Annotated in this window: 24 protein-coding genes; 8 read left to right on the top strand and 16 right to left on the bottom strand. The window is 67.0% G+C overall.

The genetic code is table 11. From position 1 onward, the window contains the following. Positions 1–36: 36 nt before the first annotated feature. Genes ABQE44_RS05685 through ABQE44_RS05655 form a run of 7 tightly spaced genes read right to left on the bottom strand, consistent with a single transcriptional unit; the run spans position 37 to position 8129 of the window. Positions 37–930, bottom strand: a complete 894-nt coding sequence (locus ABQE44_RS05685) for a sialate O-acetylesterase (protein WP_448393072.1) — start codon at positions 928–930, stop codon at positions 37–39. After that, positions 899–2140 carry a lipase family protein gene (locus tag ABQE44_RS05680; RefSeq protein WP_448428679.1) on the bottom strand — a complete coding sequence of 414 codons (1242 nt, stop codon included), beginning with the start codon at positions 2138–2140 and terminating at the stop codon, positions 899–901. The genes ABQE44_RS05685 and ABQE44_RS05680 overlap by 32 nt, the downstream gene beginning before the upstream one ends. Continuing rightward, positions 2140–3405: an acyltransferase family protein gene (locus ABQE44_RS05675; RefSeq protein WP_448428677.1), complete on the bottom strand. Its 1266-nt coding sequence runs from the start codon at positions 3403–3405 to the stop codon at positions 2140–2142. The genes ABQE44_RS05680 and ABQE44_RS05675 overlap by 1 nt, the downstream gene beginning before the upstream one ends. Then, complete coding sequence (locus ABQE44_RS05670) at positions 3402–4661, bottom strand: alpha/beta fold hydrolase (RefSeq protein ID WP_448428675.1); 1260 nt, start codon at positions 4659–4661, stop codon at positions 3402–3404. Before ABQE44_RS05670 ends, ABQE44_RS05675 begins: the two co-directional genes overlap by 4 nt. Then, complete coding sequence (locus tag ABQE44_RS05665) at positions 4661–5326, bottom strand: YveK family protein (RefSeq protein WP_448393068.1); 666 nt, start codon at positions 5324–5326, stop codon at positions 4661–4663. Before ABQE44_RS05665 ends, ABQE44_RS05670 begins: the two co-directional genes overlap by 1 nt. Beyond that, positions 5323–6579 (bottom strand): lipase family protein, encoded by a 1257-nt coding sequence (locus ABQE44_RS05660; protein WP_448428673.1) that lies wholly within the window; start codon positions 6577–6579, stop codon positions 5323–5325. Before ABQE44_RS05660 ends, ABQE44_RS05665 begins: the two co-directional genes overlap by 4 nt. Next, on the bottom strand, positions 6579–8129 hold the full coding sequence (locus ABQE44_RS05655; RefSeq protein WP_448428793.1) for a tyrosine-protein kinase domain-containing protein: 1551 nt from the start codon (positions 8127–8129) through the stop codon (positions 6579–6581). Before ABQE44_RS05655 ends, ABQE44_RS05660 begins: the two co-directional genes overlap by 1 nt. A gap of 143 nt (positions 8130–8272) precedes the next feature. Here ABQE44_RS05655 and ABQE44_RS05650 point away from each other — a divergent pair, with 143 nt between their 5' ends. Beyond that, complete coding sequence (locus tag ABQE44_RS05650) at positions 8273–9700, top strand: O-antigen ligase family protein (RefSeq protein ID WP_448428671.1); 1428 nt, start codon at positions 8273–8275, stop codon at positions 9698–9700. A 6-nt stretch (positions 9701–9706) separates the two neighbouring features. Here ABQE44_RS05650 and ABQE44_RS05645 read toward each other — a convergent pair whose 3' ends face one another. The 3 genes from ABQE44_RS05645 to ABQE44_RS05635 are packed head-to-tail and all read right to left on the bottom strand — an operon-like array spanning position 9707 to position 13161. After that, on the bottom strand, positions 9707–10855 hold the full coding sequence (locus tag ABQE44_RS05645) for a glycosyltransferase (RefSeq protein ID WP_448393065.1): 1149 nt from the start codon (positions 10853–10855) through the stop codon (positions 9707–9709). Further along, positions 10782–11969, bottom strand: coding sequence for a polysaccharide biosynthesis protein (locus ABQE44_RS05640; RefSeq protein WP_448393064.1), 1188 nt, complete (start codon positions 11967–11969; stop codon positions 10782–10784). Before ABQE44_RS05640 ends, ABQE44_RS05645 begins: the two co-directional genes overlap by 74 nt. 55 nt (positions 11970–12024) lie before the next feature. Then, complete coding sequence (locus ABQE44_RS05635) at positions 12025–13161, bottom strand: glycosyltransferase (protein ID WP_448393063.1); 1137 nt, start codon at positions 13159–13161, stop codon at positions 12025–12027. Positions 13162–13268: 107 nt separating this feature from the next. Here ABQE44_RS05635 and ABQE44_RS05630 point away from each other — a divergent pair, with 107 nt between their 5' ends. Continuing rightward, a complete protein-coding gene (locus ABQE44_RS05630; protein WP_448393062.1) occupies positions 13269–13997 on the top strand; it encodes a hypothetical protein in 729 nt (242 codons plus the stop codon). Here ABQE44_RS05630 and ABQE44_RS05625 read toward each other — a convergent pair. Genes ABQE44_RS05625 through ABQE44_RS05615 form a run of 3 tightly spaced genes read right to left on the bottom strand, consistent with a single transcriptional unit; the run spans position 13994 to position 16512 of the window. After that, positions 13994–14677 carry an acyltransferase gene (locus ABQE44_RS05625; RefSeq protein WP_448428668.1) on the bottom strand — a complete coding sequence of 228 codons (684 nt, stop codon included), beginning with the start codon at positions 14675–14677 and terminating at the stop codon, positions 13994–13996. The two genes, ABQE44_RS05630 and ABQE44_RS05625, sit on opposite strands and share 4 nt — an antisense overlap. Before the next feature lie 13 nt (positions 14678–14690). Continuing rightward, a complete protein-coding gene (locus ABQE44_RS05620; protein ID WP_448393060.1) occupies positions 14691–15371 on the bottom strand; it encodes an acyltransferase in 681 nt (226 codons plus the stop codon). Between the two features lie 4 nt (positions 15372–15375). Beyond that, positions 15376–16512 carry a glycosyltransferase gene (locus tag ABQE44_RS05615; protein ID WP_448393059.1) on the bottom strand — a complete coding sequence of 379 codons (1137 nt, stop codon included), beginning with the start codon at positions 16510–16512 and terminating at the stop codon, positions 15376–15378. A 205-nt stretch (positions 16513–16717) separates the two neighbouring features. Between ABQE44_RS05615 and ABQE44_RS05610 the strand changes: the two genes are divergently transcribed. Genes ABQE44_RS05610 through ABQE44_RS05595 form a run of 4 tightly spaced genes read left to right on the top strand, consistent with a single transcriptional unit; the run spans position 16718 to position 20046 of the window. Continuing rightward, positions 16718–17476 (top strand): class I SAM-dependent methyltransferase, encoded by a 759-nt coding sequence (locus ABQE44_RS05610; protein ID WP_448428666.1) that lies wholly within the window; start codon positions 16718–16720, stop codon positions 17474–17476. Between the two features lie 34 nt (positions 17477–17510). After that, positions 17511–19139 (top strand): acyl-CoA carboxylase subunit beta, encoded by a 1629-nt coding sequence (locus ABQE44_RS05605; RefSeq protein WP_448393057.1) that lies wholly within the window; start codon positions 17511–17513, stop codon positions 19137–19139. Further along, positions 19136–19405, top strand: coding sequence for an acyl-CoA carboxylase epsilon subunit (locus ABQE44_RS05600; protein WP_448393056.1), 270 nt, complete (start codon positions 19136–19138; stop codon positions 19403–19405). Before ABQE44_RS05605 ends, ABQE44_RS05600 begins: the two co-directional genes overlap by 4 nt. Then, positions 19402–20046: a Maf family protein gene (locus ABQE44_RS05595; RefSeq protein WP_448393055.1), complete on the top strand. Its 645-nt coding sequence runs from the start codon at positions 19402–19404 to the stop codon at positions 20044–20046. The genes ABQE44_RS05600 and ABQE44_RS05595 overlap by 4 nt, the downstream gene beginning before the upstream one ends. A 107-nt stretch (positions 20047–20153) precedes the next feature. Here ABQE44_RS05595 and ABQE44_RS05590 read toward each other — a convergent pair whose 3' ends face one another. The 3 genes from ABQE44_RS05590 to ABQE44_RS05580 form a co-directional block, all read right to left on the bottom strand. Continuing rightward, a complete protein-coding gene (locus ABQE44_RS05590) occupies positions 20154–21041 on the bottom strand; it encodes a type IV toxin-antitoxin system AbiEi family antitoxin (protein WP_448393054.1) in 888 nt (295 codons plus the stop codon). Between the two features lie 164 nt (positions 21042–21205). After that, positions 21206–22186 carry an NAD-dependent epimerase/dehydratase family protein gene (locus ABQE44_RS05585; protein WP_448428664.1) on the bottom strand — a complete coding sequence of 327 codons (981 nt, stop codon included), beginning with the start codon at positions 22184–22186 and terminating at the stop codon, positions 21206–21208. Beyond that, the gene (locus ABQE44_RS05580; protein WP_448428662.1) at positions 22179–23528 is read right to left on the bottom strand and encodes a nucleotide sugar dehydrogenase; all 1350 of its coding nucleotides are present in this window, start codon (positions 23526–23528) and stop codon (positions 22179–22181) included. The genes ABQE44_RS05585 and ABQE44_RS05580 overlap by 8 nt, the downstream gene beginning before the upstream one ends. Positions 23529–23646: 118 nt before the next feature. Between ABQE44_RS05580 and ABQE44_RS05575 the strand changes: the two genes are divergently transcribed. After that, the gene (locus ABQE44_RS05575) at positions 23647–24534 is read left to right on the top strand and encodes a sulfurtransferase (RefSeq protein ID WP_448393051.1); all 888 of its coding nucleotides are present in this window, start codon (positions 23647–23649) and stop codon (positions 24532–24534) included. Beyond that, a complete protein-coding gene (locus ABQE44_RS05570) occupies positions 24474–24941 on the top strand; it encodes a SufE family protein (RefSeq protein WP_448393050.1) in 468 nt (155 codons plus the stop codon). Before ABQE44_RS05575 ends, ABQE44_RS05570 begins: the two co-directional genes overlap by 61 nt. The last annotated feature ends 203 nt before the right edge of the window (positions 24942–25144 follow it).

Here is a 25144-nt window from a genome sequence, read left to right as displayed (position 1 = left end):
GAATTGATAATTTGTCGTTCGGGGTAGCGAGAACTGTCAATTCGTTGCATATCGAGCAAGTTCCTCAGCGCGCAGCTGGCGGAATTTCGTCCACATGTCGTGGCCCATCTGCCGCATACCTGCGGCGTTGTAGTGCCGGTCGGTCGCGGAATTGACGGAATTGCGTGGTCCCGGGATGAAAGCGGTGCCCGGTATCCGGGCCGGCGTATCGACGTGTACGGCGTGGATCTTCGGATAATCGCGGCCGCTCAATTCCATCTCTTCGGGTGCCATTCCGCCCAACAACATCGGCACGTCTTTGCCGTATCGGGTACGTAAATCCGCGATGAGGGAATCGAGCTTGGCCCGATAAACCGTGCCGGAGGTCAGCGGCACGTCGCTTTCGCCCTGGTGCCACAGCACCGCGGCCACCTCACTGCCGGGATAGGCCGCCAGCGCCTTGTCGATGGCGCTCACCCCTCGCCGGTAGAGGTTCACCCTGGTGCGGGTGTCGGCGGGATCCCAGGTGTAACCGTTTTTCGGCGTGAACGACGTGTCACCGCGCGCGCCGGGGATGAGCAGGACGGTGCGTCCCGTCTCGTCGGCCAGGTGTTTGGCGAACGTCAACCCGAACCCGACCCCTTTACCGGGGATCTCGTGGATGAGCGGGTCGACGGCCAGGACGGCCTTACCCGCCGACGGTCCGCACATCGCCCACTGGTGCACCCGCGGGTGCGGCCGGTCCGGGCCGCTCAGATCGAGACCGAGGCCCATGCCGAACGCATTGGACTGGCCGAGCACCGGCACGATCAGATACGGCTGCTCGGGCGGCGCGACGTCGATGCCCTTGGGTGCGAGCAGTCGCAGCACCACGCATTTGGCCTCGGTCAGCAGCCGCCGCCACAGCGGCCAGTCGCCGTCAGTTACCGGGTGGGGGTGAGGTGCACTCATCTGTCACCGGCTTTCCTGCGAATCTGTCTGCCAGCCATGCGTATTGGGAGCTGATGTCGACATTGCCGTGGCCAGCCTGCGGCTGCAGGTCCCATACGATCGGGCCGCCGAGGGCGCAGGCGCGCGCGATCGCGTCGGTGGTCCACTGTGCGTCGATGTATTCGTCCTGACCGCCGTAGGACACCGACAGCGGCGCCGTGAGCGGCTGCTGCGGCAGCGCCCACTGATCCAACAGTTCGCGGAGCCGCTCGGCGGCCTGCGGTGTCTTGGGGACCAGGTCGCCGGGGGCGAGCGCCTCCGCCGCCTCCTTGCGGTCCAGTCCCTTGGCGCCCGAGCACGACGACAGCACGTCCCAGTATTCCGCGGCCGCGCCGCTGCGGTAGTCGTCACGGTCGAGGTCGGGGTGCAGCCGCGCCAACGTCTCCACCACCGACTGAAACGCCGGCCGCTGGTAGTACGTCAACGTTTTGGCCTCCGCCTTGTCCACCAGGCCGGTGACGTCGGCGGCCGGAACCATCGCGACGACGCCGACCAGGTCGAGTTCGGGCGCGTAGCCGCCAGCCTGCTCGCCGGCTGCCCACACCGCGCCGCCGCCTTGGGAACCGCCGAGCGCCGCCCACTGCGGCGAGATGTCGTCGAAGGTGCGGTGCAGTGCGCGCACCGAGTCGATGATGTTGAGCCCCGCGGTCTTGGCGTCCAGGTAGGGGTGTATGCCCGGCGCGCCGAGCCCCTGGTAGTCGGCGAACGCAACGGCGTAGCCCTTCCGAACCAGCCCGACCACCATGGCGGACATGCCGAGCAGCGAGTCCGACAGCGACGGCGCGCACGGCTCGTCCATGCCCGTGGTGCCGTGCCCGAACGCTATGACCGGCCACCCACCTTGGGGCGCAACACCTTTGGGCGTGTAAACCGAGCCGGAGACCACGGTCGGGTCGCCGGTATCGCCGTTGGTGGAGTGGTATAGGACGCGTGCGGCGTTGAACTCGGCGCCGACCTTGCTGCGGGACAGCCCCGGCATCGTCATGGCGCTGACCAGGTCACCGGGTTCGGATCCGCCGAGGCGCGCGGTCGCGATCGGTTCGGCGTCGGGGTGGGCAGCCGGCGTGTCGCCTTCGACGTCGCCGGAGCGAACCGCCCATGCCACCACGACCGCGCCCGCCACCAGAACGACCGCTGCCGCGACGACAAGCGCGACACGAAGCCGACCCATCAGCGCCACCGGTAGCGGTAGCGTCGGGCGATGTTCATTGCGGGCTTCTCCACCGTGTAGTAGGTGACGCTGGACACCGCTAGCGTGACCGCAAGCACCACAACAATGTTCAGGCACATCCCGCCCAGGGAGTCACCCGCCAGCAGGCCGAACCGGTGCAGCATCAACATCGTCGGGAAGTGCAGCAGGTACAGCGACAACGACACCTTACCCACGAACAGGAAGGGGGCCCGTTCGAGGCCTTCGCCGATCCTCGAGCGTTGTCCGCACGACAGCGGTGCGACGATCACCAGGATCACCAGCGCCGAGGCGATGGCCATCGCGCTGGTGCCGAACATGTTGCCCAACGCGATCAACGCCAACCCCACGACCAGCACGACGGGCAGCGCCAGCGCCGAAACCGGCCGCACCCGCCGTGCGGCCGGTGTCCGCACCGTGCCCTGTTCGATCGCCACGACAGCGACCGCGGCCAGCATGCCGAACGCGAAGTTGTCGGCGTTGACCAGAAAGCTCCTCAGATACACCGAAACCCAGTTGGGCCCCCACTGCATCAGCTCAGGGTCGGTGACCCCGAAGTGGTTGCTCACCAACGGCAACAATAGTTTTGCGACGAACCCGATCACGATGAACACCACGGGCAGGCTGGCGGCCAGCAGCAGGGGACGCGCCGCGGTTCTGCGGCGTATCGCGAACAACAGCACGGCCGACAACGGCAGCGACAAGTAGAACGCGAATTCCAGAGTCAGCGACCACGACGGGTTCAGGCCGGTGAAAATGTACTCGGGAATGTAGGTCTGCACGAGCGTGAGATTGGCCAGCAACTGCCACGGGTCGGTGATGGTGCCGGTGCCCTCGTCGGTGCCGAGCGCCTGCACTGTGGGGTTCTCGACGTACACCACACCGAAGATGTAGTTGCACACCAGGAAGATGAACAGGTAGCCGGGCGCGATGCGGGCAATCCGGTGGATCGCGAAGTTGCGTGCGCTTGGCGGCGTTGCCATCGCGGCGTCGTCGGTCAGCCTGCGAACGTAGGGCAGGAACAGCAGAAAGCCGCTGAGCACGAAGAAGAAGATCAGGCTCATCCCGACGATGCCGATCTTGGTCTGCGCCGAGGTGTTTGGTGAAAAGTTGCCGGCGACGTGCATGACCGCCACTCCGACGGCCGACAGGCCACGCGCCCCGTCCAGGCCGATGATGCGCCCGGTAGTGGCGGGTGTCGGCCGCGCCGGCGACGGGTCCGCGTTATCCCGCGGCTTGATGGTCACTGCGGCGCCCCGGGCGGTGTCAGACCCAGACAGCTGTCGGGTGCCGGCTCACCGCGGAACCGCGCGTTGACCCAGCCGAACGCCGAGGAGACGTCAATGTCGGCGTGGCCCTTGTCCGGCTGCGGCGCGATGTCGATGACATCGCCCATCGCGCACGCCGCGCGCAGCGCACGGTCGGTCCACTCCGGAAGCACCAGCGCATCGTTGCCGCCGTAGAGCACGAGCATCGGGGCCGTGGTCGGGAGCTTCGGCAGGCTCATGTTCTGCAGCAGCGTGCGCAGTGTGTCGACGGCCTGCGGAGTGCTCGGCCGAAGGTCCTCACCGCTGAGCTGCGGCGTCAGCGCGCTGCGCTCAGCGACCTCGGGCCCGTCGCACGCAATCAACGTGTCCCAGTTGTCTTCTGCGAAGCCCCGCCGGTATTCGTCGAGCGCGAAGTCCGGATGTGTGCGGTGCAGCGACTCGAGGATCGCCACCAGCGCGGGCAGCTGTTCTCCGGTGAGCTGACCGGTGGCGGCCGCGTCGGCGAAACCGGCGATGTCGGCGGCCGGCGCCACGCTGACCGTGCCCAGCAGCGCGAGGCCGGCGCCATAGGTGGCGGCCAGTTCATTGGCCGCCCAGGCGGCCTGCCCGCCCTGGGAGACGCCGATCGCCATCCAGCGTGCGGATGCCTCGGGGACCAGGTGGCGCGCGGCCTTCACCGAGTCGATGACGTTGTAGCCGGCCGTGGTGGCATCCAGGTACGGGTGGTCGCTGTTGTCATCGCCGTCTTCCATGCCCAGCCCCTGGTAGTCGGGCACGGTGACGACGAACCCCGCGTCCACCAGCGCCGTCACCGCGTTGGACGTGCCCAGCAGGTTCGGCGAAAGCGACGGTGCGCACGTGGATTCGATCCCGGTGGTGGCGTGGGCGTAGGCCACGATCGGCCAGCCGCCTTCGGGCGCGTCGCCCTTGGGCACGAAGACGCTTCCGCTGACTCGGGTGTGCTGGTTGTCGATACCGGAGGTGGACGTGTACTCGATGCGCGCGGCCAACGAACTCGCCGCGCGCAGCCTGCGGTCGATGGTCGGCAAGGAGTTGGCCTGGGCCAGGCCACCCGGCTCTCGTCCGGCGGCGCTGTAGTCCGCCTCGATGGGCATCCCCGACATCGCCGCGGGCGCCTCCTGTTCGGAAGTGTCGTCGGCACAACCGGTTACGACGGCGCCGGTCGCCACGAGAAGGCACGCCAGCCCGATGCCCCCGAGGTGAGCGCGGATCATCAGTTCCTTTCTGCGAGGGCCTCGTCGACGACGTGGTCGAGGTGACGGATGCCGTGCGTGCGGTCGCGCAGCAGCCCGTACGCGAGCACCAGGATGGCGCTGAGCGCAAACCCCACTGCGCCTGCGGGGACGACGAACTGCCACGCCGAGCCCTGCCGGACCGCCGGTTCGGCGGCGTCGACGACGACGAGTTCGGCGGCGCCGGTGTCGACCCTGGCCATCTCCTTGGTCAGCGCGACCAGGTTCTGCGTGACGCCATCGGCGGTGCGGCGGGTGAGGTCGGGGTCGCTGCCGGTCACCGCCACCTCCAGCAGCGCGGAGTTCTTGGCCGACACGGTGATGCGGGCCGCGAGTTCGGCCGGGCTGGTGTCCAGGTCCAACTGCTCGATGGTGCGGATCGTGACCTGCCGGCTGCGGGCCAGATGGCCGGTGGTGAGGTTTCGCGAGATCGAGTTCAGGTGGCCGTAGTAGGCGTCCACCGGGGTGGCGCCGCCCGGCGTCACCGCGAAAACGCGTGCGGTCGAGGTGAACACGGGCGGCGTGCTCTGCCAGGCCAGCCAACCGGCGCCCGCCGAGACTGCGGTTGCGCACAGCAGCACCACCCAGCCGTTGACCAGCAGCCGTAGATAGTCGCGTACCCGAGGCACGTTCGCGGGCGGCCTCATGTTGCCCCCACGCAGACGTCGGCGGGCTGTTGGCCGTCGAAGCGCGCCTTGAGCCACGCCAGCGACGTCTGGATGACCAACTCGTTGGTGGTGGTCGTGTCACCGATGCGGCGATTCACCACGATGGGATCACCTTTGGCGCACGCCTCTTTCACCGCGAGCGCGACACCGGCTTGTGGCACCACCGGGTCGTGTGTGCCGTACACCACCAGGACGGGCGCGGGCGGGGCCGGTGAGCTGCCGGGCAGCGCCAAGGTGTTCAACGCGTTGCGCAGCGTAGCGGCGGCGGCCTCGTCGCGCGGGCGCAGGTCCTCCGGGCGCAACTGCGACACCAGCCGGTTCGCCTCTGCGGGATCCGCGGGCGCGCACGAGGTGAGCAGATCCCAGTGCTCGCTGGCCAAACCCGAACGGTAGGCGTTCAGATCGAGATTGGGCAGCTCCTGCGACAAGCCCTGCAGCAGCACCATGAGCAGCCGGTACTGGTTCGGGGTGAGGTTGCCGCTGCTGGCGGCATCGACCAATGGCGACAGGTCGGCGTACGGCGAAAGCGCCACGGCGCCTACCAGGTTGAGCCCGGCGCTGTAATCGGCGGCCCGGATCGCCGCTGCCCATGCTGCAAGGCCGCCCTGGCCGCTGCCGTACGCCGCCCAGTCCGGGCTGGTCTCGGGAACCACCCGGTGCGCCGCGCGCACCCCGTCGATCATGGTGTTGCCCAGGGCAACCCAGTCCAGCGGCGCGTGCTGTTGGCCGCCGACACCGAGCCCTGGAAAGTCGGGCATCATCACCATGTAGCCGCGGTTGAGCAGCACCGTCATCGCTGACGCGTAGCCGCCCAGCCCCTGCGCCAGCGACGGCGCGCAGTTCTCCGTCACGCCGGTGAGCGTGTGCCCGAACGCGATGACCGGCCACCCGCCCTCGGGCGCCTTGCCCGCGGGAACCGCAACCACGCCGGAGACTTCGGCGGGTTGGCCGCCGGTGGTGGTCGAGCGGTACACCACCCGTACCGCCGTCACGCCGGCGTCGGTGAAGTGTCTGTTGGGGGCGAGGGGTTCGACCTCAACCAGCGATCCTGGCCCGTCGCCGGTCAGATCCGGCGGCGGCAATTCGGTCGCGCCGACGAACGGCGGCACCAGCGAGTGCGGCGGCCGGTTGTAGTCCGCCTGCGGCTGCGGCGGGCTCGGCGCACAGCCGGCCAGTACCGACACCGCGCCGACGATGGCTCCTGCGTGGGCCACCGCGAGCCGCAACCGCACTATCCGTTGCCTCCGTGTCTGGGCCTGCTCCCGGCGCCCAGCGCCGCGTCGCCGTTGGCATGCCGCGGGGTGTCCGAGCCGACGAGTTGACCCTTCTGGGTCGCCACGGGTCGGGTGTCGGCCGAGTTGTCGCGTCCGCTGCCCGACGGCCTCGCTGCCGAATCCGCTGGGGCGTCACGGCGCACCTGTTTGTGGTGTTGGCGCCGCAGGCGGCCGCCGACACGTTCGAAGGTCGCCACCGTCCCGATCAACGCGACGTTGGCGGTCTGCAGCGCCTGGATCCCCCGGCGCAGCGCCGAGTTCGTGGTGGACCCGATGCGGGCCAGCAGCACCGCACCGTCGCACAGCGCGCCGATGTTCGCGCCGTCGGCGTAGTGCTCGAGCGGAGGCGTGTCGACGACGACATAGTCGAAATTGCGTCCGAGCTCCTCGAACATCGCGGTGGCGCGGTCGTTGGCCCACATCTCGCCGGGGCGCGACGCCTTGGGTCCCGCGGGCAGCAGCGCGATGGCGTGCGCGCCGACGGGGATCTCGCCGATCACCGCTTCGGCCACTGCGTGCTCGCCGGCGATCACCGTGCTCACGCCTCGGTTCATGGCGCGGGCGCGACGCTGGTCGTCCAGACCCAGCCGGTCGGCCAGGTCCGCGCCGCGCAAATCACCGTCGACGACGATGACCGAACGGCCCGACTCGGCCAGCGCTGCGGCGAGGTCGATGGCGACGGTGGTGCGTCCGTCGCCGGTCGACGGGCTGGTCACCGCGATGCGGCGCGGCGGGGCGCCGCTACCGGGTGGCACCGCGAACCGCAGGTTCGTGCGCAGTTCACGCACCCGCTCGGCGTAGAGCTCGTTGCCGTCGAGATCGACGACCGTGGTCGCGGGCCGGGTGGGTGCTGCGGGCAGCGCCCCCAGCAGGCGGGTGCCGACGGCGCCCTCCACCGCATCGCGGCCGCGCAGCCGCTTGTCGAGGATGCCCGCCAGCACCGCGGCGATGATGCCGACCACCAGACCGATGACCGCACCCAACGCCGTCATCGTGAGCACACCGAGCCCCGTCGGCGCCGTCGGGTAACTGGCCTCGTCGACCACCACCAGGCCCGCGGCGGGGCTGCCGCCCCGGCGCGACGTCTCCAGCTCGCTGACCAGCCCGACGAGCTGGTCGGCCACCGCATTGGTGTAGGCCTGCGCCTGCGCGGGGTCGGCGTCGGTGACGCTCACATCGAGCAATACCGTCTTCTCACCGGGCAGCGCCGTGACCTTCGAACGCAGCTCGTCCGGCGAGATCGGCGCCTTCAGCTGGTCCACCGCGCGGGCGGCCACTTGTTCGCTGGACGCCAAGTCGGCGTAGGAGTACACCCGTTCCTGGGAGAAGAGGTTGTTCTGATACGCCTCGGTGACCGAGGTGCCGTGCTGCGTTGCTACGAACAGGCGCGCAGTGGACTGGTATTCGGGTGTCAGTAAAAACGTGGCCGCATAGCCACCGGCGCCACCAACGATCACCAGGGTCACGATCAGCCACCAGTACCTGCGGAAAATACGCAGGTATTCCATGATCTCCAAGATCGAACCTTTCAGAAGCGCGCCGCAAACTAAAGATCAAACACGGACAGAGTAACGGTTGTGCGGCCGGACCGCCGCAATGCACCTGACCGGGCAGGCTGGTGTCCAGTCCGCGAAGCTGTCACCATAGTCCCGTGACGTGCCGCCCGGACCTGATCGGCAAATGCCTGCTCGCCGTGGTGGCGATCGCCATCTGCCCCCTCGTCGCGTGGCTTGCCGTCGGGCACGGGACGCTGGTGACGTACGGGGTTGTCGGCCTTATTGCGCTGGTCATCGCCGTATATATCGGTTTGCGCCATCCGTTGTGGCTGTTTTGGGCAACGGCGGCGGTAATCGGCGGACTGCCCTTCGGATACTTCCCCAGCGTCCACATTCCGCTGTACCTGTTATTCGCCGCCGGAGCGGTGCTGGCGGCCATCATCCATCCCACCCAGCGAACTCGACTCAGCACGCTCGAGACAGCGGTGATCGCGTTGCTGGTTGCATCGGCTTTGTCTGTTGTCGCCACCGGGGCCACCCTTCCGGCAATTTTGCTGTACGCGAAGTGGGGCATCGCAACGTCGGTGACAATCGCGTTGCTGAGAATGTCGCGCGAGAACCTCGCCCGGTTCGGAAGGATATTCGTCTACGCCGCATCAGCCAATGCCCTCGTCGGAATTGCCATGGCGACGGTGGACCAACAGCAGCGCCTGTTGAAGCCGCTGCAGATCTTCGGCTACGGCGTCGGCGCAGGGCTGCGCGAGCAGACGGCGTTGTACGTCTACTCCGACGAGGGCGCCACGATCGGCAGGACGTTGCGCCTGGGCGGGACGTGGGTGCTGCCCAACAGCGCCGGGCTGGCCCTGGCGACCGCGCTGATCATCTGCCTGGTCCTGTTCACCGGCTGGCGGCGCACCCTGATGTCCACCGTCATCGTGATGGCGCTGCTGCTCACGCTGAGCCGCAGCATGATCTTCTCGGTCGCGGTCGGGCTGCTGCTGGTGCTGCTGTTCCACAGCATGCGGGCCCGCGACCGCCAGATCGCGATGGGGATCATCGGTGTCGGCGCCGGGGCGGCCCTGCTGACCCCGATGATCCGGGACCGCATCCTGTCCACGTTCGCCGACGAGGACACCGGGCGCGAAGCCCGGGCGGACTCGATCGCCGAGTTCCCGAACCGCATGTCGGGCAACTGGCTGTTCGGGCTCGGCTGGGACCGACCCGAATTCCGCAGCGGCCAGTTGGCGCAGTCGCTCAACTACGTCTCGAACGCGCCGCTGTTGACGGTCTACCGCGGAGGCATCATCACCGGGCTGGTGTTCGTCGCCATCCTGGTGATCGGCGCGGTGATGGCCTACCGCGCGCTGCGCTCGCCGTCGTTGCCCCATGCCGTCTACGGCGGCGTGTTCATCGGTATCGCGGTGATCTCGGCGAACCTGCAGCAGTCGGTCGTCGATATGCCGCAGATGACGCTGACCTTCTCGATCCTGCTGGCGTTTCTGGTCTATGTCGATCAGACCAGACACGAGGCGCCGCCCGGCCGGGCAGCGGCTGTCGAGCCCGCGGCCGTCGCCGCAAGCTGACGACGTTCACTCGATCACCGGCTCGGCGCGCAGCAGCGCGGCCACCGCGCGGTGCGGTGTGCGCTGTTGCCAGCGCGCGCGGTTGACGTCGTAGAGCCGATCGCCGTCGGCCACCGCCGTGGGCTGGTCGAGAAGATAGCGCCGGCACTGCGCGACGAAGCTGTCGTCGTCGTCGTGGGTTTCAAGGCCGTACAGCGGCCCAAGGTCGCCGATTGCCGCGGTGGTACCCACCACCGGCAGACCCATTCTGATCGCGTCGAGAACCTTCACCCGCACCCCGCCACCGGTCTTGATGGGCGCCACCATCGCGCGGCAGGTGCCGAGGAACTCGGCCAGGTCGTCGACGAAGCCGAGGTCGCGCACACCGTCGGGGTAGACCGGATCGGGTGCGCCCGGCTTCTTCTTGCCGATCACCGCCAGTTCGGCGCCGGCGATGCCCGCGGCGATGTGCGGCCACAGCCGCAGCGCGTGCAGGAACGCCTCCTGGTTCGGCGGCCAGTCCCGCAGCCCCATGAAGACGAGCCGACGCGGCGTGTGCGCCACGTCGACCTGAGCTACCGGCGGCAGGGACACATCGAGCCAGCGGGCGCAGGCCACCCCGTTGGCGCGGTAGAACTCGGCGTCGGCCGCGTCGTAGGTGCCGACCGCGTCGGCGGCCCGCGCGACCCGCAGTTCGTCGCGGCGTAACCGGGGCGCCTCGATGCGGCCCAGCGCGCCGCGGCTCGCGCGCCACACCAGCGCCTCGGAGATGTTGGTGTTGACGACCAACCGGACGCGGCCGAACTTTGTGCTGCGCAGGAATGATTCGGCCATGTAACTGTGCTCGGCGACGAACACGTCGGCACCGCACGCATCGATGGCGGCGACCAGGTCGTCGGTGTCGAAACGGACGTGGACGAGGCTGCGCCGTTTGCGGATGGAATCGGCCAGCAGTTTCGCCGGCCGGATCGCCGGCTTCGGCAGCCGGGTCAGCGCATGGCCGCCGGGCAGCGTGGCCGGGCCCGTCTGCGCCGAAAGGCACAGCGCAGATACCTCGAACTCGTCGGCGGCCAGGCCCATGAGCAGCTGGCCCAGTTCGACGTCACCGGCCCGCTCCGTCACCGGGTCTTTCGACAGCAGGAATGTCACCTTCGTCTTCGGCCGGCCGCTTGCCATGCCGTCCCTTTCCGTAGATCGCCAGCGAGAAAATGGCCAACAGCGCCGCGTCGGCGGCCGACGTCGCAATCGCGGCGCCGACCGCGCCGAGATGCGCCAACATCGCCAACAACCCGAACTTCAGCGGCACCAACCCGATCACCGACGCCATCCGAACCATGTCGCGCCGCTGGGCATACAGCACGAACTGGAACACCATGATCACCGTGCGGAAGGCGCAGTAGGCCGACATTATGATCATCGCGATGGCCAGTTGTTGGGGCGCGGGCGAGATCAGCAACCCGATGCCGACGAGCAGCACCAGCAGCCCCCCGCCCGCGCCGAGCGCCACGGTCAGCTTCAGCGGCGGGCCGGTCGACAGGTCGCCGCCGCTGTCGCGCAGCGTCTGCGCGTAGGTGGTGCCGAACGCCTGGCCCACGTAGCAGACCGCAGAGGCGACCACCCAGGTCAGGTTGTAGTAGCCGACGACCGTGGTGTCGGTGAGCCAGCCCAGCAGCAATACGTCGCCGGCGAGGAAGGTTGAGGTGCCGAGCATCTCCCCGGCCAGCACCAGGATGGTCTGCGGCGGGCCCGGCAACTGCGGCCGGTGGCCGCGCACCGTGGCCGCCGCGAGCACCGCGATCACCACGTAGGGCACGCAGTAGGCCACGCTGGCGCCCAGCAGCGTCGGGTGCATGCCGACCAGCGGCGCACCGAACAGATAAGCGCAGCCCGCCAGCACGCTGCCGGCCTGTCTGCTGGTGTCGATCCGCGACGTCACGTGCGGGTCGCCCCGACGCATCGCGCGCGCCTTATAGGCCCCGACGATCAGCTCGCCGCCGGCTACCGTGACGCCGAACCAGACGATGTAGTTCAGCGGAAAGAAGATCTGGCCCAGCACCATCAGCGCCAGCCCGAGCAGATACCGGCCGGCGCGTTCGCGGACGAAGTCCTGCTCCGGTTCGCGCACCGAGCGCACCACATAGGGATTGCTCAGCGTCTGACCCAGCACCGACATCAGCGCGAAGCCCAGGCTGTACAAGCCGTAGTCGCTGATGCCCAGTTGATAGATCAGCGCCGCCGTCCACGCCAGGCCGGTGCCGCGCCCGCCATAGACGTAGAGCAGCGACACCACCGTCTTAGCGGATCGGCGGGGTGCGGCTTTGGGCTTAGATCCGGGAGTCGACAGGTCAGTGCCCCTCGTGGTGTCGGGCCAGCAGCTGCGACCAGGTCACCGCATAGGCCTGCGCGGTGGCCGCAGCAGAGCGCGCCTGGCGGGTTTTTTCCGCGTACTCCCCCAGCTCGGTGAGCCGCCCGGCGTCGCCGAGCAGCGCCCCGATCGCGCCGGCCAGGTCCGCTGCGACGGCGTCACGGTCGGCGTCGGGGGTCGGGACGACGACGGCTGCGGATTTCTCGTCCAACTCGGCCAGTGAGCCGTAGGCGGTGCACACCACCGGCGTCCGGTACGCGGTGGCGTGCGCCACGACGCCCGACGCCGGGTACGTCTCGTCGTACCAGTGGCGTTTCCCGTAGGGCACCACGATGGCGCGCACCGAGCCGAAGAACGCGTCTTCGGCGGGGCCGTCGACGGCACCGAGGATCTCGATGCCGTCCACGCGCGGCAGTGATTCGGTGCCGCGGCCGGCGACCCGGATGGCGATGTCGTCGGGCAGCAGTTCGCGGATGCGCGCGACCTGCTCGAAGCCCTTACCTCGGTACACGTGGCCGAAGAACCCGACCGCGTTCGGGCGTTCCTGCACGGGGCGGATGACGGGCCGGTCGCGCACCAGGTGGGGCACGTACACCGCGGTGGTGTGCGGGTAGCGCTGCTCGATCGACCGACGGCCGGTCTCGGTGAGGGCGAACAACGTGCGCCGCCCGTTCACCATGCCTTCCACCTTGGTGGACAGCGGCCGCAGCGGGTAGTGCACGCCGTGGAAGATCAGCTTGCGGCTCAGCGTGGGGCCGAACATGAACTTGGTCGCCGCGGGCCACCACACCCCTTGCGGCGGGTCGTGGATGGTCGCGGTCACCGGGGTGCCCGGCAGGCCGGCGATGGCCCAGAACGGCGCCGCCCCGCCTGCGGCGAGTTCGGCGTGCACGAGCGTGCGGTCCGGCGCCTCGGCGACCGTCTCGGCGACGGCACGTCGATACCGGCGGATATCGCGCAGGGTGTCGCCGCCGGGGCCCCGCGTACGAATCTCGGCAACGTCGCGGAAGTGGGGTCTGACGGCGGTGACGAAGTCCTCGGCGTAGTCACCCACCGCGGTCTGACCTTCGGCAGCGCCGACGAAGACCAGCCGGTATTCGCGCAGGTTCGTCGTCACCTCGAATGCTCCCGTCGTTGATCGGAGCTAACGATACCCAAACGCCGATGGGGCGCCCGGTAAGGGCAATAGGAAGGCCTGTGCGCTGAGGTCGCAGCATTGCCGCCGTGTTATGCTACGCCACGTTTTTCGCCGTCTGGCAGGAGTACATCGTGGGCATAGCTGGAACCGCCAAATTCCTTGCGATACAACGTCTTAAGGGCTTTGACGTACCGGACACCCCGGTCTTCTACGGCACCGACGGCAGCTTCGCGAAGGGTACCGACTGGTTCATCGAAACGCTGCGCGCCTCCAAGCGTTATCTGGAATTCGGCACCGGCGGTTCGACTTATCTGGCAGCAAAGTTCGGAATTGAGTTCATCGCGGTCGACTCGGACCGGTTTTTCTTGAAAAGCGTGGAGAAAAAGATTCGCGATGACGGGCTGGCCCGGCCCGTCGGACAGAGCTTCCACTACGCCGATATCGGGCTGACCGCGCACTGGGGCCGCCCCATCGGGCCCGGCCTGAACTCACCCGGCCGGGTGGCGAAATTCCGCCGCTACTCGGATCTGCCTGCGGCCAGCTTCGTGGGCGGCCGGGCCCCCGACTTCGTTCTGGTCGACGGCCGGTTCCGGGTCGCCTGTGTGCTCAAGACCCTGCGCGCGCTGCGCCACGAGCGCGGCTGGACCATCGCGATGGACGACTACGGTGACCGCCCGCATTTCCATGTGGTGTCCGAGTTCGCCGAGATCGACCAGCTGGTCAACGGCCGGATGGCGGTCATCACCGCGGCCAAACCGGTCAGCGCGGAGTCGCTCGACGCGGCGATCCGCAAGTACGAAACCGAACTCGACTAGCCGAACAGCGGTCGGTAGTAGGCGCTGTACTGCAGCGCGTCGGGGTTGCGCTTGGCGATCAGCTTCGCCGGCACGCCGCCGACCACCTCGAGTTCGCCGATTTCCTTGTACTGGTTGACCAGCGCCTGCGCCGCCACGACGGCGCCGCGACGGATATGGCTGGGCAGGATCATCGCACGGCTGGCGATCCAGACGTAATCCTCGATCACGGTCGGCACCGGCACCGGTAGGAAGTCGGGATGGTTGATGTCGTGCCCGCCACCGATGATGTGGACGTCGCTGGCGATGGTGACGTTGTCGCCGATCCACAATCCGGCGCGGGCGTCGAGCAGGCACCGCTGCCCGATCGTGCTGTGGCGTCCGACGCGCAGGAACTCGGGATCGAGCACCTGCGTTGTGCGCATGATCGAGGACCCTTCGCCGATCGTGGCGCCCACCAACCGCAGGAACCCCAGCCGGACGGTGTGGGAGGGGATGTAGGTGACGAACATGTTGTACAGCAGTTGGGCAATCCGGTTGCGCGCCTTGCGCGCAAGGCCCATCGTCTGCATGCGGTAGTTCGCAAGCCTCCCGTCGGGTCCGACCTCCCATGACGGCGGTGGAGGCAGTTTGAGATCCGGTGCGGCCGCGAGTTTGCGTGCTACGTCGGCGGGGTCGGCTTTCGTCGGTTCTACGAACACTCAAGTACTCCTGTCAGAAGAACAGCGGACGGTAACTTGCGCTGTAGGCCAACGCATCCGGATCGCGCTTGCCGATCGGCTTGCCGGGGTTGCCGCCGACCACCGTCAGCTCGTCGATGTCCTTGACCACCAACGCATGTGCTGCCACCACGGCGCCGCGTTTGATGTGGCTGGGTAGCACCATGGCGCGGCTGGCGATCCACACGTGGTCCTCGACGACGGTCGGGTCGGGGCCGACGATCGGGAAGTCGGGATGGTTGATGTCGTGGCCGCCGGCCAGCAGCTGCACATCGCTGGCGATGGTCACGTTGTTGCCGAAGTAGATGCCCGAACGGCAGTCGAGCACACACCGCATGCCGATCGTGGTGTTCTCGCCGATCGCCAGATAGTGGATGTTTTGGATCTGGGTGCCCCGCATGATCGAGGAACCCTTGCCGATCTCGGCGCCGAACAGCCGCAACCAGGCCAGCCGGATGGTGTGCGACGGGATGTAGGTGATGACGATGTTGAAGGCCAGTTGCCCAACCCACCGGCGAAGCTTGTCGGCGAACGTGACGCCCTCGGTCTCCACGTCGACGATCCGGCCGTTCTCGTCGGTGATGTATTCGAACTGCGGGCTCATCTTGAGCGCGGGCGCGGCGGCGCGCTTCCGGGCGACGACCTCGGGGTCGATCTTCGTCGGTTCTAGACCCATCGCGTCACCCCTTGGCGGATGCCAGGTTGTCGACCGCGGCGTGCAGCTTTTCGGTGAAGACTTCCTCGGTGAACTGCTCGACGTGGCGGCGGATCTTGTCCGCGTCGAATCGGGTGGCTTCGAACCGGTTCAATGTCTCGGCGATCGCGGCGGGCTCCGGCTTGTCGAAGTACATCCCAGTGACGCCCTCGTCGATGGTGTCCAGGAAGCCGCCGAAGCGCAGCGCCACGCTCGGACGGCCCCACACGCCGGCCTCGATGGGCGTCAACCCGTAGTCCTCGTAACTGGCAGCAAGCAGCGCCCGGCAGTTCTTGTAGAGCCAGGCCATCTGGCCGTCGGTGAGGTCGGACAGCATGGTCACATTCGCGGTCTTGATGCCGCGCAACCGCTCGGCGTCGGGGCCCTTACCGACCACGACGAGCCGGCGGTCGGTTCCGGCGAAGGCACGCACGATCACGTCGACGTTCTTGTAGGGCAGCAGCCGGGAGACGACCAGGTAGAACCCGTCCTCGGTGACATCGAGCCCGGGGATCGGTTCAGGGTTCATCGACTGCGACATCGCGACAGGGGCGAACATCACGTCGGAGTCGATGCCGTAGATGTCGGCGATGCGGTTCTGGATCAGCGTCGAGATCGCGTAGTACTTGTCGGCCGCCAGCGCCTGGCGGCGGTCCCACGCCTTGAGGTACGGCTTGGACAGCGCTAACCCGGCGCGTTTGATCAGGCCGCTGTCGTCGCCGAGGTACTTGTCGGACAGATACAGCCACCGCGCCGGTGAGTAGCAGTAAATGAGCTTGCGGCCGTTGGTGCGAAATCCGTGCGCCCACCCGCTGGTGCTCGTCAGCACGATGTCGGCGTCCACGAACACCGACCGCGCGATCTGGGGGTACAGCGGCAGGGCCGCGCGGTGATACTTGCGCAGCGGCCCGAAGCGGTTGTAGGGCGACACCCGGACGTCGCAGTCGGCAAACTCCGGGTAGGTGCTTTGCGGCTCGTAGAGCATCGTGTAGATCGGTGCCTCGGGGAACGCCTTGGCCATCGACAGGACGATCTTCTCGGCTCCCCCGAGTTGGGTCAGGTAATCGTGCGCAATCGCTACCTTCGGACCGTCGATTCCGTCGTATTTGCGGGCTGGTTGCACGCTGATAATCCTCTCACGAGGCTCCGTCGCCTGTTTGCCAGATGTTTGGTTGAATGGTTGCTCTGCTTCCGCGGGGACTATAGAACCGCAAATACGGCCCCGTGACAAGCGGGAGTTTGGAATTTGCTGATCGGCCCTCCTTGGTGGGAACCTGCGGCAGGTATGCTTTGCCGAGCCGCCGCCCGAAAAGTACCGGAGTAAACGCATGAATAACGAAGGCGTCAATTTAACGGTGTCCCCCGCCGGTAGCCGTGTTAGCTACCGGGATATCGAAACGCTGTGGAAAGGCTACGACGAATACGTCCGTGAGCTGGCGTTGCGTGAGGGTGCGCAAAACATCGCCGAGCTGGGCGGCGGTGCCAACCCGGTGCTGGCCGACAACGAGCGCTGGGGGTTCGCCTCGCACCGCATCGTCGTCGACATATCGGCCGAGGAGCTAGCGAAGGCCGGCGGCGACGTGGAGACGCGGGTGCTGGATTTGTGCCAGCCCGTACGCGACGGCCGCGAGATGTACGACATCGTGTTCTCCAAGATGCTGTGCGAGCACGTGCCCGACGGGCGGGCGTTTCACCGCAACTGCTTCGATCTGCTGCGCCCCGGCGGTCTGGCCGTGCATTACTTTCCGACGCTGTACACGCTGCCGTTCGTGCTGAACCGGCTCATCCCCGAACATGCTGCGCGCACACTGCTGCGCAAGATCCAGCCCGGTCGCATCGACGACCCCAAACACGAAAAGTTCCCCGCCTACTACCACTGGACCACCGGGCCCACCAAGCGGGCGATCCGCCGCTTCGAGAGCGTGGGCTTCGAGCTCGAGCAGTGGCACGGCGCCTTCGGCCATCACTACTATCACCTGGTCAAACCGCTGGACGCGCTGGAGCAGGCCAAGTCACGGTTCCTGCTCAAACACCCGGTGCCCGCGTTGACCAGCTTCGCCGTGGTCGCGCTGCGCAAGCCTGCTTAAGGAGACATTAAGGAACCCGGTAGCATCGGGCACCATGACTAGCGTTACCGAACCGGGCGAAACGCACGAGATCGATATCCACACCACCGCCGGCAAGCTCGCCGATCTGCGCAGGCGCGAGGAGGAGACGCTGCACCCGGTGGGTGAGGCGGCGGTGGAGAAGATTCACGCCAAGGGCAAATTGACTGCCCGCGAACGCATTCTGGCGCTTCTCGACGAGGGATCGTTCGTCGAACTCGACGCACTGGCGCGGCACCGCAGCAAGAACTTCGGGCTGGACAGCAAGCGTCCGCTCGGTGACGGCGTGGTGACCGGCTACGGCACCATCGACGGCCGCGAGGTGTGCATCTTCAGCCAGGATGCCTCGGTGTTCGGCGGTAGCCTCGGCGAGGTCTACGGCGAGAAGATCGTCAAGGTCCAGGAGCTGGCCATCAAGACCGGCCGCCCGCTGATCGGCATCAATGACGGCGCCGGCGCACGCATCCAGGAGGGCGTCGTCTCGCTGGGCCTGTACAGCCGGATCTTCTACAACAACATCAAGGCTTCCGGCGTCATCCCGCAGATCTCGCTGATCATGGGCGCCGCCGCGGGCGGGCACGTGTACTCCCCCGCGCTCACCGACTTCGTGATCATGGTCGACCAGACCAGCCAGATGTTCATCACCGGCCCCGACGTCATCAAGACCGTCACCGGTGAGGACGTCACGATGGAGGAGCTCGGCGGCGCGCACACCCACATGTCGAAGTCGGGCACCGCGCACTATGTCGCCTCCGGTGAGCAGGACGCCTTCGACTACGTTCGCGACCTGCTGAGCTACCTGCCGTCCAACAACTACGCCGACCCACCGCGCTACCCGGCCCCGGTGCCTGAGGGCGCGATCGAGGACAACCTCGTCGACGAGGACCTCGAGCTGGACACGCTGATCCCGGACTCGCCGAACCAGCCCTACGACATGCACACGGTGATCACCAGGATCCTCGACGACGACGAGTTCCTCGAGATCCAGTCGGACTACGCGACCAACATCGTCGTCGGGTACGGCCGCGTCGAGGGTCGTCCGGTGGGCATCGTCGCCAACCAGCCCACCCAGTTCGCCGGCTGTCTGGACATCAACGCCTCCGAGAAGGCCGCTCGCTTCATCCGGACCTGCGACTGTTTCAACATCCCGATCGTGATGCTGGTTGACGTGCCGGGCTTCCTGCCGGGCACCGGCCAGGAATACAACGGCATCATCCGCCGCGGCGCCAAGCTGCTCTACGCCTACGGTGAGGCCACCGTGGCCAAGATCACGGTGATCACCCGCAAGGCCTACGGCGGCGCCTACTGCGTGATGGGGTCCAAGGACATGGGCGCCGACGTCTGCGTGGCCTGGCCGACGGCGCAGATCGCGGTGATGGGCGCGTCGGGCGCGGTCGGCTTCGTCTACCGCCAGGAGCTCAGTCAAGCAGCGAAGGACGGCGCCGACGTTGAGGCGCTGCGCTTACAGCTGCAACAGCAGTACGAGGACACGTTGGTCAACCCGTACATCGCCGCCGAACGCGGCTACGTCGACGCGGTGATCCCGCCGTCGCACACCCGCGGTTACGTGGGCACTGCGCTGCGGCTGCTGGAGCGCAAGATCAGCCAGGTGCCGCCGAAGAAGCACGGGAATATTCCACTGTGAGCGGGGCGAACAATTCAGCCGCTGTGAGCGGGGCTGTGGTTGAGGATCCGCACGCGCACGAGGCGCACATCCAAGTGGTGTCCGGGCACCCGACCGCCGAGGAGCTCGCGGCGCTGCTCGCCGTGTTCGCCGCCGCGTCGGGGACTCCGGAAGAGCCGCGCGAGCAGGAGCAGAACTTGTGGGGTCATCCCGTTGACCGGCTGCGCTACTCGTCGTTCAGCTGGCAGCGGGTGACGTTGGTGGAACGGACCCACATGCGCCGATGACGCGGGTGGTCCTCGCGTCGGCATCGCCGGGCCGCCGAAAGGTATTGCGGCAGGCCGGAATAGATCCGCTCGTCATCGTCTCCGGCGTCGACGAGGACGCTGTGCTCGCAGGGCTTGATCCCGCGGCCACGCCGTCGGAGATCACGGCGGCGCTGGCGGCGGCCAAAGCCGAGGCGGTCCTCGGCGGGCTGGATTCGGCTGTGTCGGCCGATTGCGTGGTCATCGGCTGCGATTCGATGCTCTACCGCGACGGGGCGCTCGTCGGTAAGCCCGCGACAGCCGCGGCAGCACGCGCCGGCTGGCAGCAGATGGGCGGCACGTCCGGTGAGCTGTACACCGGTCACTGCGTTATCCGGTTACGGGACAACGCTGTTGCGTATCAGTGCGCCGACAGCATGGCCACCACGGTGCACTTCGGGGTGCCGTCTGCTGATGAGCTCGACGCCTACGTCGCCACCGGTGAGCCGACCGCGGTGGCCGGCGGTTTCACCATCGACGGGCTGGGCGGCTGGTTCATCGAAGGGGTCGACGGTGACCCGTCGTCGGTGGTCGGCATCGGCCTGCCGTTGACCCGTCGTCTGTTGCGTGAGGCGGGGTTGTCGATCGCCGACCTTTGGGCCGCCAACCCGGTCACCCCTTGAGCGCGAGCAGCGCGAGCAGCGCTAGCAGCGCGAGCAGCGCGCGCGAGCAGACACAAACTCGCACTCAACTACCAAGTTTTGTGTGATTTCGCGTCTGCTCGCGGGGGTTAACTGGCCGCCGCGGAACGCGACAGGTGGGACCGGAGGCGATCGGCGAGCCGCCACGGCTCACGTCTGACGTCGTCAACGGTGATCGGGACCATCGTCCAGTCCACCTCTTGCACACCGGCGTACCTCTTCTTGTCCCTGAGCATCTCGAGCCTGCCAGCGTGCCAGTCGACGCTCTCGTACTCCGCGACCACACGCTGTTTCGGCCAGGCGAAATCGACGCGGTACACCGTGCCGTCGAGGCCGACGATTTCGTACTGCAACTCAGGCATCGGCAGCCCGTAATCGATCATCACCAGGCGTGCCTCGCTTTCCATCGCCGACTCTGCGCGGCCGTCGACGTGCGGCAGCAGCTCTCGCACCTGAACAATCCCGCGGCGGCCCTTCTGTTCACGCACAGCGTCCTCGAGTTGTGCAGGCGTGCAGGCGTTTACATGAAGCACGGCGTCGAGAGTGGCGAGCGCTCGGGGCCTGCGCAGTTGCCGCGCGACCTCCACAGCGGTCCAGGCGGGTGCCGTCGCCAGCCGGCCGGCGATCCGTTGTAGTGGCGCGCCCACACGCTGGTGGACCATCAAACCGGTCGTCGGCCGCATCCGCACACCTGGGTCGAGCACGTGCACCCTTTTGGTGTCCTGCACATCGAAGCGATACAGGCTTGCGGCCGTGCCCATACACGCGACCGCAGGTTGGCCCATCAAAAGATCCAACGCCGCTAATCGACCGTGCAGGTCGGGTTCAGCCGTGCTGTATATCCCCCGCCACACCCGAACGAGTTCGCCGTTGCGAACCATTACGTCGAGCTGCTGACGGGTCATGACCGTCAGCAACTGTCCGGTCGTTGCGATTCCGCCGTGTTCATCGAGAAGGGTCAGGGCAGCCGCGTTCATGCCGAACTCATCAAAGGCCTACGGGTCGAGAACCTGCGGCCGCAGGCCAATCTGGGGATGAAAACGCCGTTGTGGATAACGCCTCTCTCGGCGAGCAGACACAAACTCGCACTCGCGGGCCGATTGTTATGCGAGTTTGCGTCTGCTCGCGCCATAAAGGAGAGCTACATCAGGTCGTTGGGCGGCACATCGCGGCGGTGCGCGCGATACCAGTCGACGGTGCGCATCAACCCATCGTCGAGACCGACTTTTGGCGCCCACCCGAGCGCGCGCATCTTGGCGATATCTGGGCAGCGCCGCAACGTGGCGCCCTCGGGGGCCTCGCCGGGTTTGATGTCCAGCTCCACGCCGACGATCCCGGCGATCCTGGTGGCGAGCTCGCGGATCGTGAGTTCCTCGTCGTTGCCGATGTGGTAGATCTCGCGGTGCGCGCCATGCTCATACATGGTGAGGATGCCGTCGACGCAGTCGTCGACGTAGAGAAACGAGCGCGTCTCGGTGCCATCGCCCTGGATCGGCAGCACGCTGTCACCGGCCTCCTGGGCGTCTAGTGACCGCAAAATCAGCTGCGGCTCAACATGTTTGAAACCCATATCGGGACCGTAGACGTTGTGCGGCCGGAAGACCTGCACCTTGCGGTAGTGCTCCTGGCCATAGTTGAACGCGATGAGCTCGCTGACGATCTTGGAGCCGCCGTACGAGTAGCGCGGGTTGAGGCTGTCGGGCAGCATCAGCGGAACCGTCTCCGGCGTGGGAATCACCGGTGGCGTCTGGTACACCTCGGCCGTCGACGCCACTACGAGGTCGGGCACCCCGGCGTTGCGACCGGCGTTGCTCACCGCCAGCACACCGCGCAGACCCATGTCGAGCACCAGTTCCGGTCTGGTGTAGAAGTTTTCGGTGCCGTTGATGGCGGCCAGGTGCATCACCACGTCGGCGCCCTTGAACGCCCGCTCCAACGCATCCTGGTCGCGAACGTCGTTGGTGAACAGTTCGACGTCGTCGGCGACGTCGCCAAGGCGTCCCGCGTCGCCGCGCACCATCGAGTCGACGACGGCCACGTTCCAGCCGTCGACGACCATCCGCCGCGCCAGGTATGCCCCGATGAAGCCGCACCCGCCGGTGATCACCACGCGGTCAGGCATCGCACACCACGCGTCCACTCTTACCGACGGCGAAGTAGGAGTCACCCAGTTCGGACTCCGGCAGGTGGCTGAAATGGTTCCAGTAGTCGAAGACGAACCCGTTCGGTTTGATGAACTCGCTGATGGTGCGTGGCGAGATGGTGCCGAGCGACGGGTGGTTGTTGCCGATCACCACCACCGACGCGCCGCTGACCGCGTCGCCGAACCGGTCGAAAACGGCCTCGTCGGGAAACTCGGCCGCCAGCAGACCGGTCGGCGTGACGGGGTCGTAAATGCAGATTTCGGCTCCGGGATGGGCCTTCTTGAGCGCGTCGAGCACCCTGATCGACATCGATCCGCGCAGGTCGCTGGTCTCCGGCGACCCCTTGAACGCCATGCCGAGCAAGCTGATCTTTATCGGCGCCGACGCCTGCAGACCGCGCCGTTCGATCTCGCTGCTGATGAAGCGCACCGTCTCCTCCGGCTGGCGTTCGTTGACCATCCGGCCCGCTTTGGTGATCTCCAGATCGAGGCCGCGGGTGCGCGCGCTTTCCATCAGGATGTGCGGGTCCTTCTCCAGGCACGGCCCGCCGACCAGACCCGGCAGCGGGATGTTGGTGCGGTTGTAGCCGAGCTTGCCCGACGAGATGACCTCGTGCGCGCTGACGCCGAACGCGTCGCACACCCGGGCCACCTCGTTGGCGAAGGCGAACTGCACATCGCGGTAGGTGTTGCTGACCAGTTTCATGATCTCGGCCGTCTCGATATCGGACACCAGGACGATGGATTTCGTTAGCCGGCGAAATACCGCGGCCGCCCGGTCAGCCACCTCGGAATTGTCGGCACCGACAATTTGCGGCAATTCGCGCAATTCCGATAGTGCCCGGCCTTCCAGCGTCCGTTCCGGACACATTGCGATATCGAATTGCTTGCCGCTGGCCGCCAGGATCGGCGCGACGACCTGGCGGGTGGTGCCGATCTTGACCGTCGAGCGCAGGATCACCAGGGCGCCGTCGCGCATATTCTCGGCAATGTCGCGCGCGGCGGACTCGATCATGTCGATCTGCGCCACACCCGCCGCCGAAAGCGGTGTGCCGACCGTAATGATGTATGTATCACAGGTAAAGCTGTTGTCGAACCGCTCGGTGGCCACCAGCTTCTTGAACCTGGTCACACCGTCCAGTGCGTCGGGCAGACCGGTTTCGGTGAAGTGCGGTGTGCCCTCGTTGGTCATCGCCACCAGTTCGGGCCGCTTCTCCACCCCGATCACCGAGTAGCCGGCTTCGGCGAGCACCGTGGCCAAGGTCAGCCCCACATAACCCAGTCCGACTATTCCAATGTCGTAATTTGCTGGCTCAGGCATATTTCCTCGAGTTTGTTGAATGCAACGACCCCGACACGAGTGCACACAATACTTTGCCAGAGTTCTTTTTGCACGGCGGGACATGCCACGCGCCCTGGCGGCTGGGTAGGCTCTGACTGTGCCTCTGCCACCCGATCCAGATCCCGCCCTGCAGGCGTACGCCCATCCGGAACGCCTGGTGACCGCTGATTGGTTGTCGGCCAACCTCGGCCGGCCGGGCTTAGCCATCGTCGAATCCGATGAGGATGTGCTGCTCTACGACACCGGCCATATCCCCGGCGCCGTCAAGATTGACTGGCATACCGACCTCAACGATCCGCACGTGCGCGACTACATCAACGGCGAGCAGTTCGCTGACCTGATGAACCGCAAGGGGATATCCCGCGACGACACCATCGTGGTCTACGGCGACAAGAGCAACTGGTGGGCCGCCTATGCGATGTGGGTGTTCACCCTGTTCGGGCACCCTGATGTCCGGCTGCTCAACGGCGGACGCGATTTGTGGATCTCCGACGGCCGCGAAACCACCCTCGCGGTGCCCAGCACGCAGTCCACCGGCTATCCCGTCGTCGACCGCAACGACGCACCGATCCGCGCCTACAAGGAAGACGTGCTGGCCATCCTCGGCGAAGAGCCGCTCATCGACGTGCGTTCACCGCAGGAGTACACCGGCGAGCGCACGCACATGCCGGACTATCCCGAGGAGGGCGCGCTGCGCGGCGGCCACATCCCCACCGCCAAGTCGATCCCGTGGGCCAAGGCGGCCGACGACAGCGGCCGGTTCCGCAGCCGCGCCGAACTCGAGGAGCTCTACGGCTTCGTGCAGCCCGACGATAGGACGGTGGTGTACTGCCGCATCGGTGAGCGCTCCAGCCACACCTGGTTCGTGCTGACCCATCTGCTCGGCCTGCCCGATGTGCGCAACTACGACGGCTCGTGGACGGAATGGGGCAACGCGGTGCGCGTGCCCGTCGCGGTCGGGGAAGAGCCAGGCGAAGCGCCGTGAGCATGCCGACCCCCTTAGCCGAGGTGGTGTCGGATTTTGCCGAGGTGCAGGGGCAGGACAAGCTGCAACTGCTCCTCGAGTTCGCCATGGAGCTTCCAGCACTGCCCGCCCATCTCGAAGAGGCCGCGATGGAGCCGGTGCCCGAATGCCAGTCGCCGTTGTTCCTGCATGTCGATGCCCAGGACCGCGAACACGTCCGGCTGTACTTCAGCGCGCCGGCCGAAGCCCCGACCACGCGCGGGTTCGCCGCGATCCTGGCCGCCGGGCTCGACGACCAACCCGCCGACGAGATCCTGGCCGTGCCCGACGACTTCTATTCCGAACTTGGGTTGGCCGCGTTGATCAGCCCGCTGCGGCTGCGCGGCATCTCGGCGATGCTGGCCCGCATCAAACGCCGGCTGCGCTAGCTCCACGGGAGCTGGGGCTTTGGGAAAAGTCCCGCGGTGCAAGTTCTTTCGTCGAACGGGCGAGCTGACGCGTTGACTCTGCGGTGACGGCTCGTGCAGCCGCACTATCGCGCCCTGGGCGCAGAGTCAAGAAATTGCGAGTCGACTGCTCAGCGGCCGGATGCCTGTGGAGACTTTCCGGCACCGCGTCATCAGGTGCCCCG

The sequence above is a fragment of the Mycolicibacterium sp. XJ2546 genome, from assembly GCF_053483195.1.
The sequence above is the reverse complement of the archived record's forward strand: the minus strand, read 5'-3'. Positions and strand labels throughout refer to the sequence as shown.

What these genes read in the sequence shown, in the direction of transcription:
- ABQE44_RS05585 (WP_448428664.1), bottom strand. Translation starts at nt 22,186, where the DNA reads ATGCCTGACCGCGTGGTGATCACCGGCGGGTGCGGCTTCATCGGGGCA.
- ABQE44_RS05595 (WP_448393055.1), top strand. Translation starts at nt 19,402, where the DNA reads ATGACGCGGGTGGTCCTCGCGTCGGCATCGCCGGGCCGCCGAAAGGTA.
- ABQE44_RS05570 (WP_448393050.1), top strand. Translation starts at nt 24,474, where the DNA reads ATGGGGCAACGCGGTGCGCGTGCCCGTCGCGGTCGGGGAAGAGCCAGG.
- ABQE44_RS05670 (WP_448428675.1), bottom strand. Translation starts at nt 4,661, where the DNA reads ATGATCCGCGCTCACCTCGGGGGCATCGGGCTGGCGTGCCTTCTCGTG.
- ABQE44_RS05685 (WP_448393072.1), bottom strand. Translation starts at nt 930, where the DNA reads ATGAGTGCACCTCACCCCCACCCGGTAACTGACGGCGACTGGCCGCTG.
- ABQE44_RS05620 (WP_448393060.1), bottom strand. Translation starts at nt 15,371, where the DNA reads ATGGGTCTAGAACCGACGAAGATCGACCCCGAGGTCGTCGCCCGGAAG.
- ABQE44_RS05680 (WP_448428679.1), bottom strand. Translation starts at nt 2,140, where the DNA reads ATGGGTCGGCTTCGTGTCGCGCTTGTCGTCGCGGCAGCGGTCGTTCTG.
- ABQE44_RS05580 (WP_448428662.1), bottom strand. Translation starts at nt 23,528, where the DNA reads ATGCCTGAGCCAGCAAATTACGACATTGGAATAGTCGGACTGGGTTAT.
- ABQE44_RS05645 (WP_448393065.1), bottom strand. Translation starts at nt 10,855, where the DNA reads ATGGCAAGCGGCCGGCCGAAGACGAAGGTGACATTCCTGCTGTCGAAA.
- ABQE44_RS05655 (WP_448428793.1), bottom strand. Translation starts at nt 8,129, where the DNA reads ATGGAATACCTGCGTATTTTCCGCAGGTACTGGTGGCTGATCGTGACC.
- ABQE44_RS05610 (WP_448428666.1), top strand. Translation starts at nt 16,718, where the DNA reads ATGAATAACGAAGGCGTCAATTTAACGGTGTCCCCCGCCGGTAGCCGT.
- ABQE44_RS05665 (WP_448393068.1), bottom strand. Translation starts at nt 5,326, where the DNA reads ATGAGGCCGCCCGCGAACGTGCCTCGGGTACGCGACTATCTACGGCTG.
- ABQE44_RS05605 (WP_448393057.1), top strand. Translation starts at nt 17,511, where the DNA reads ATGACTAGCGTTACCGAACCGGGCGAAACGCACGAGATCGATATCCAC.
- ABQE44_RS05590 (WP_448393054.1), bottom strand. Translation starts at nt 21,041, where the DNA reads ATGAACGCGGCTGCCCTGACCCTTCTCGATGAACACGGCGGAATCGCA.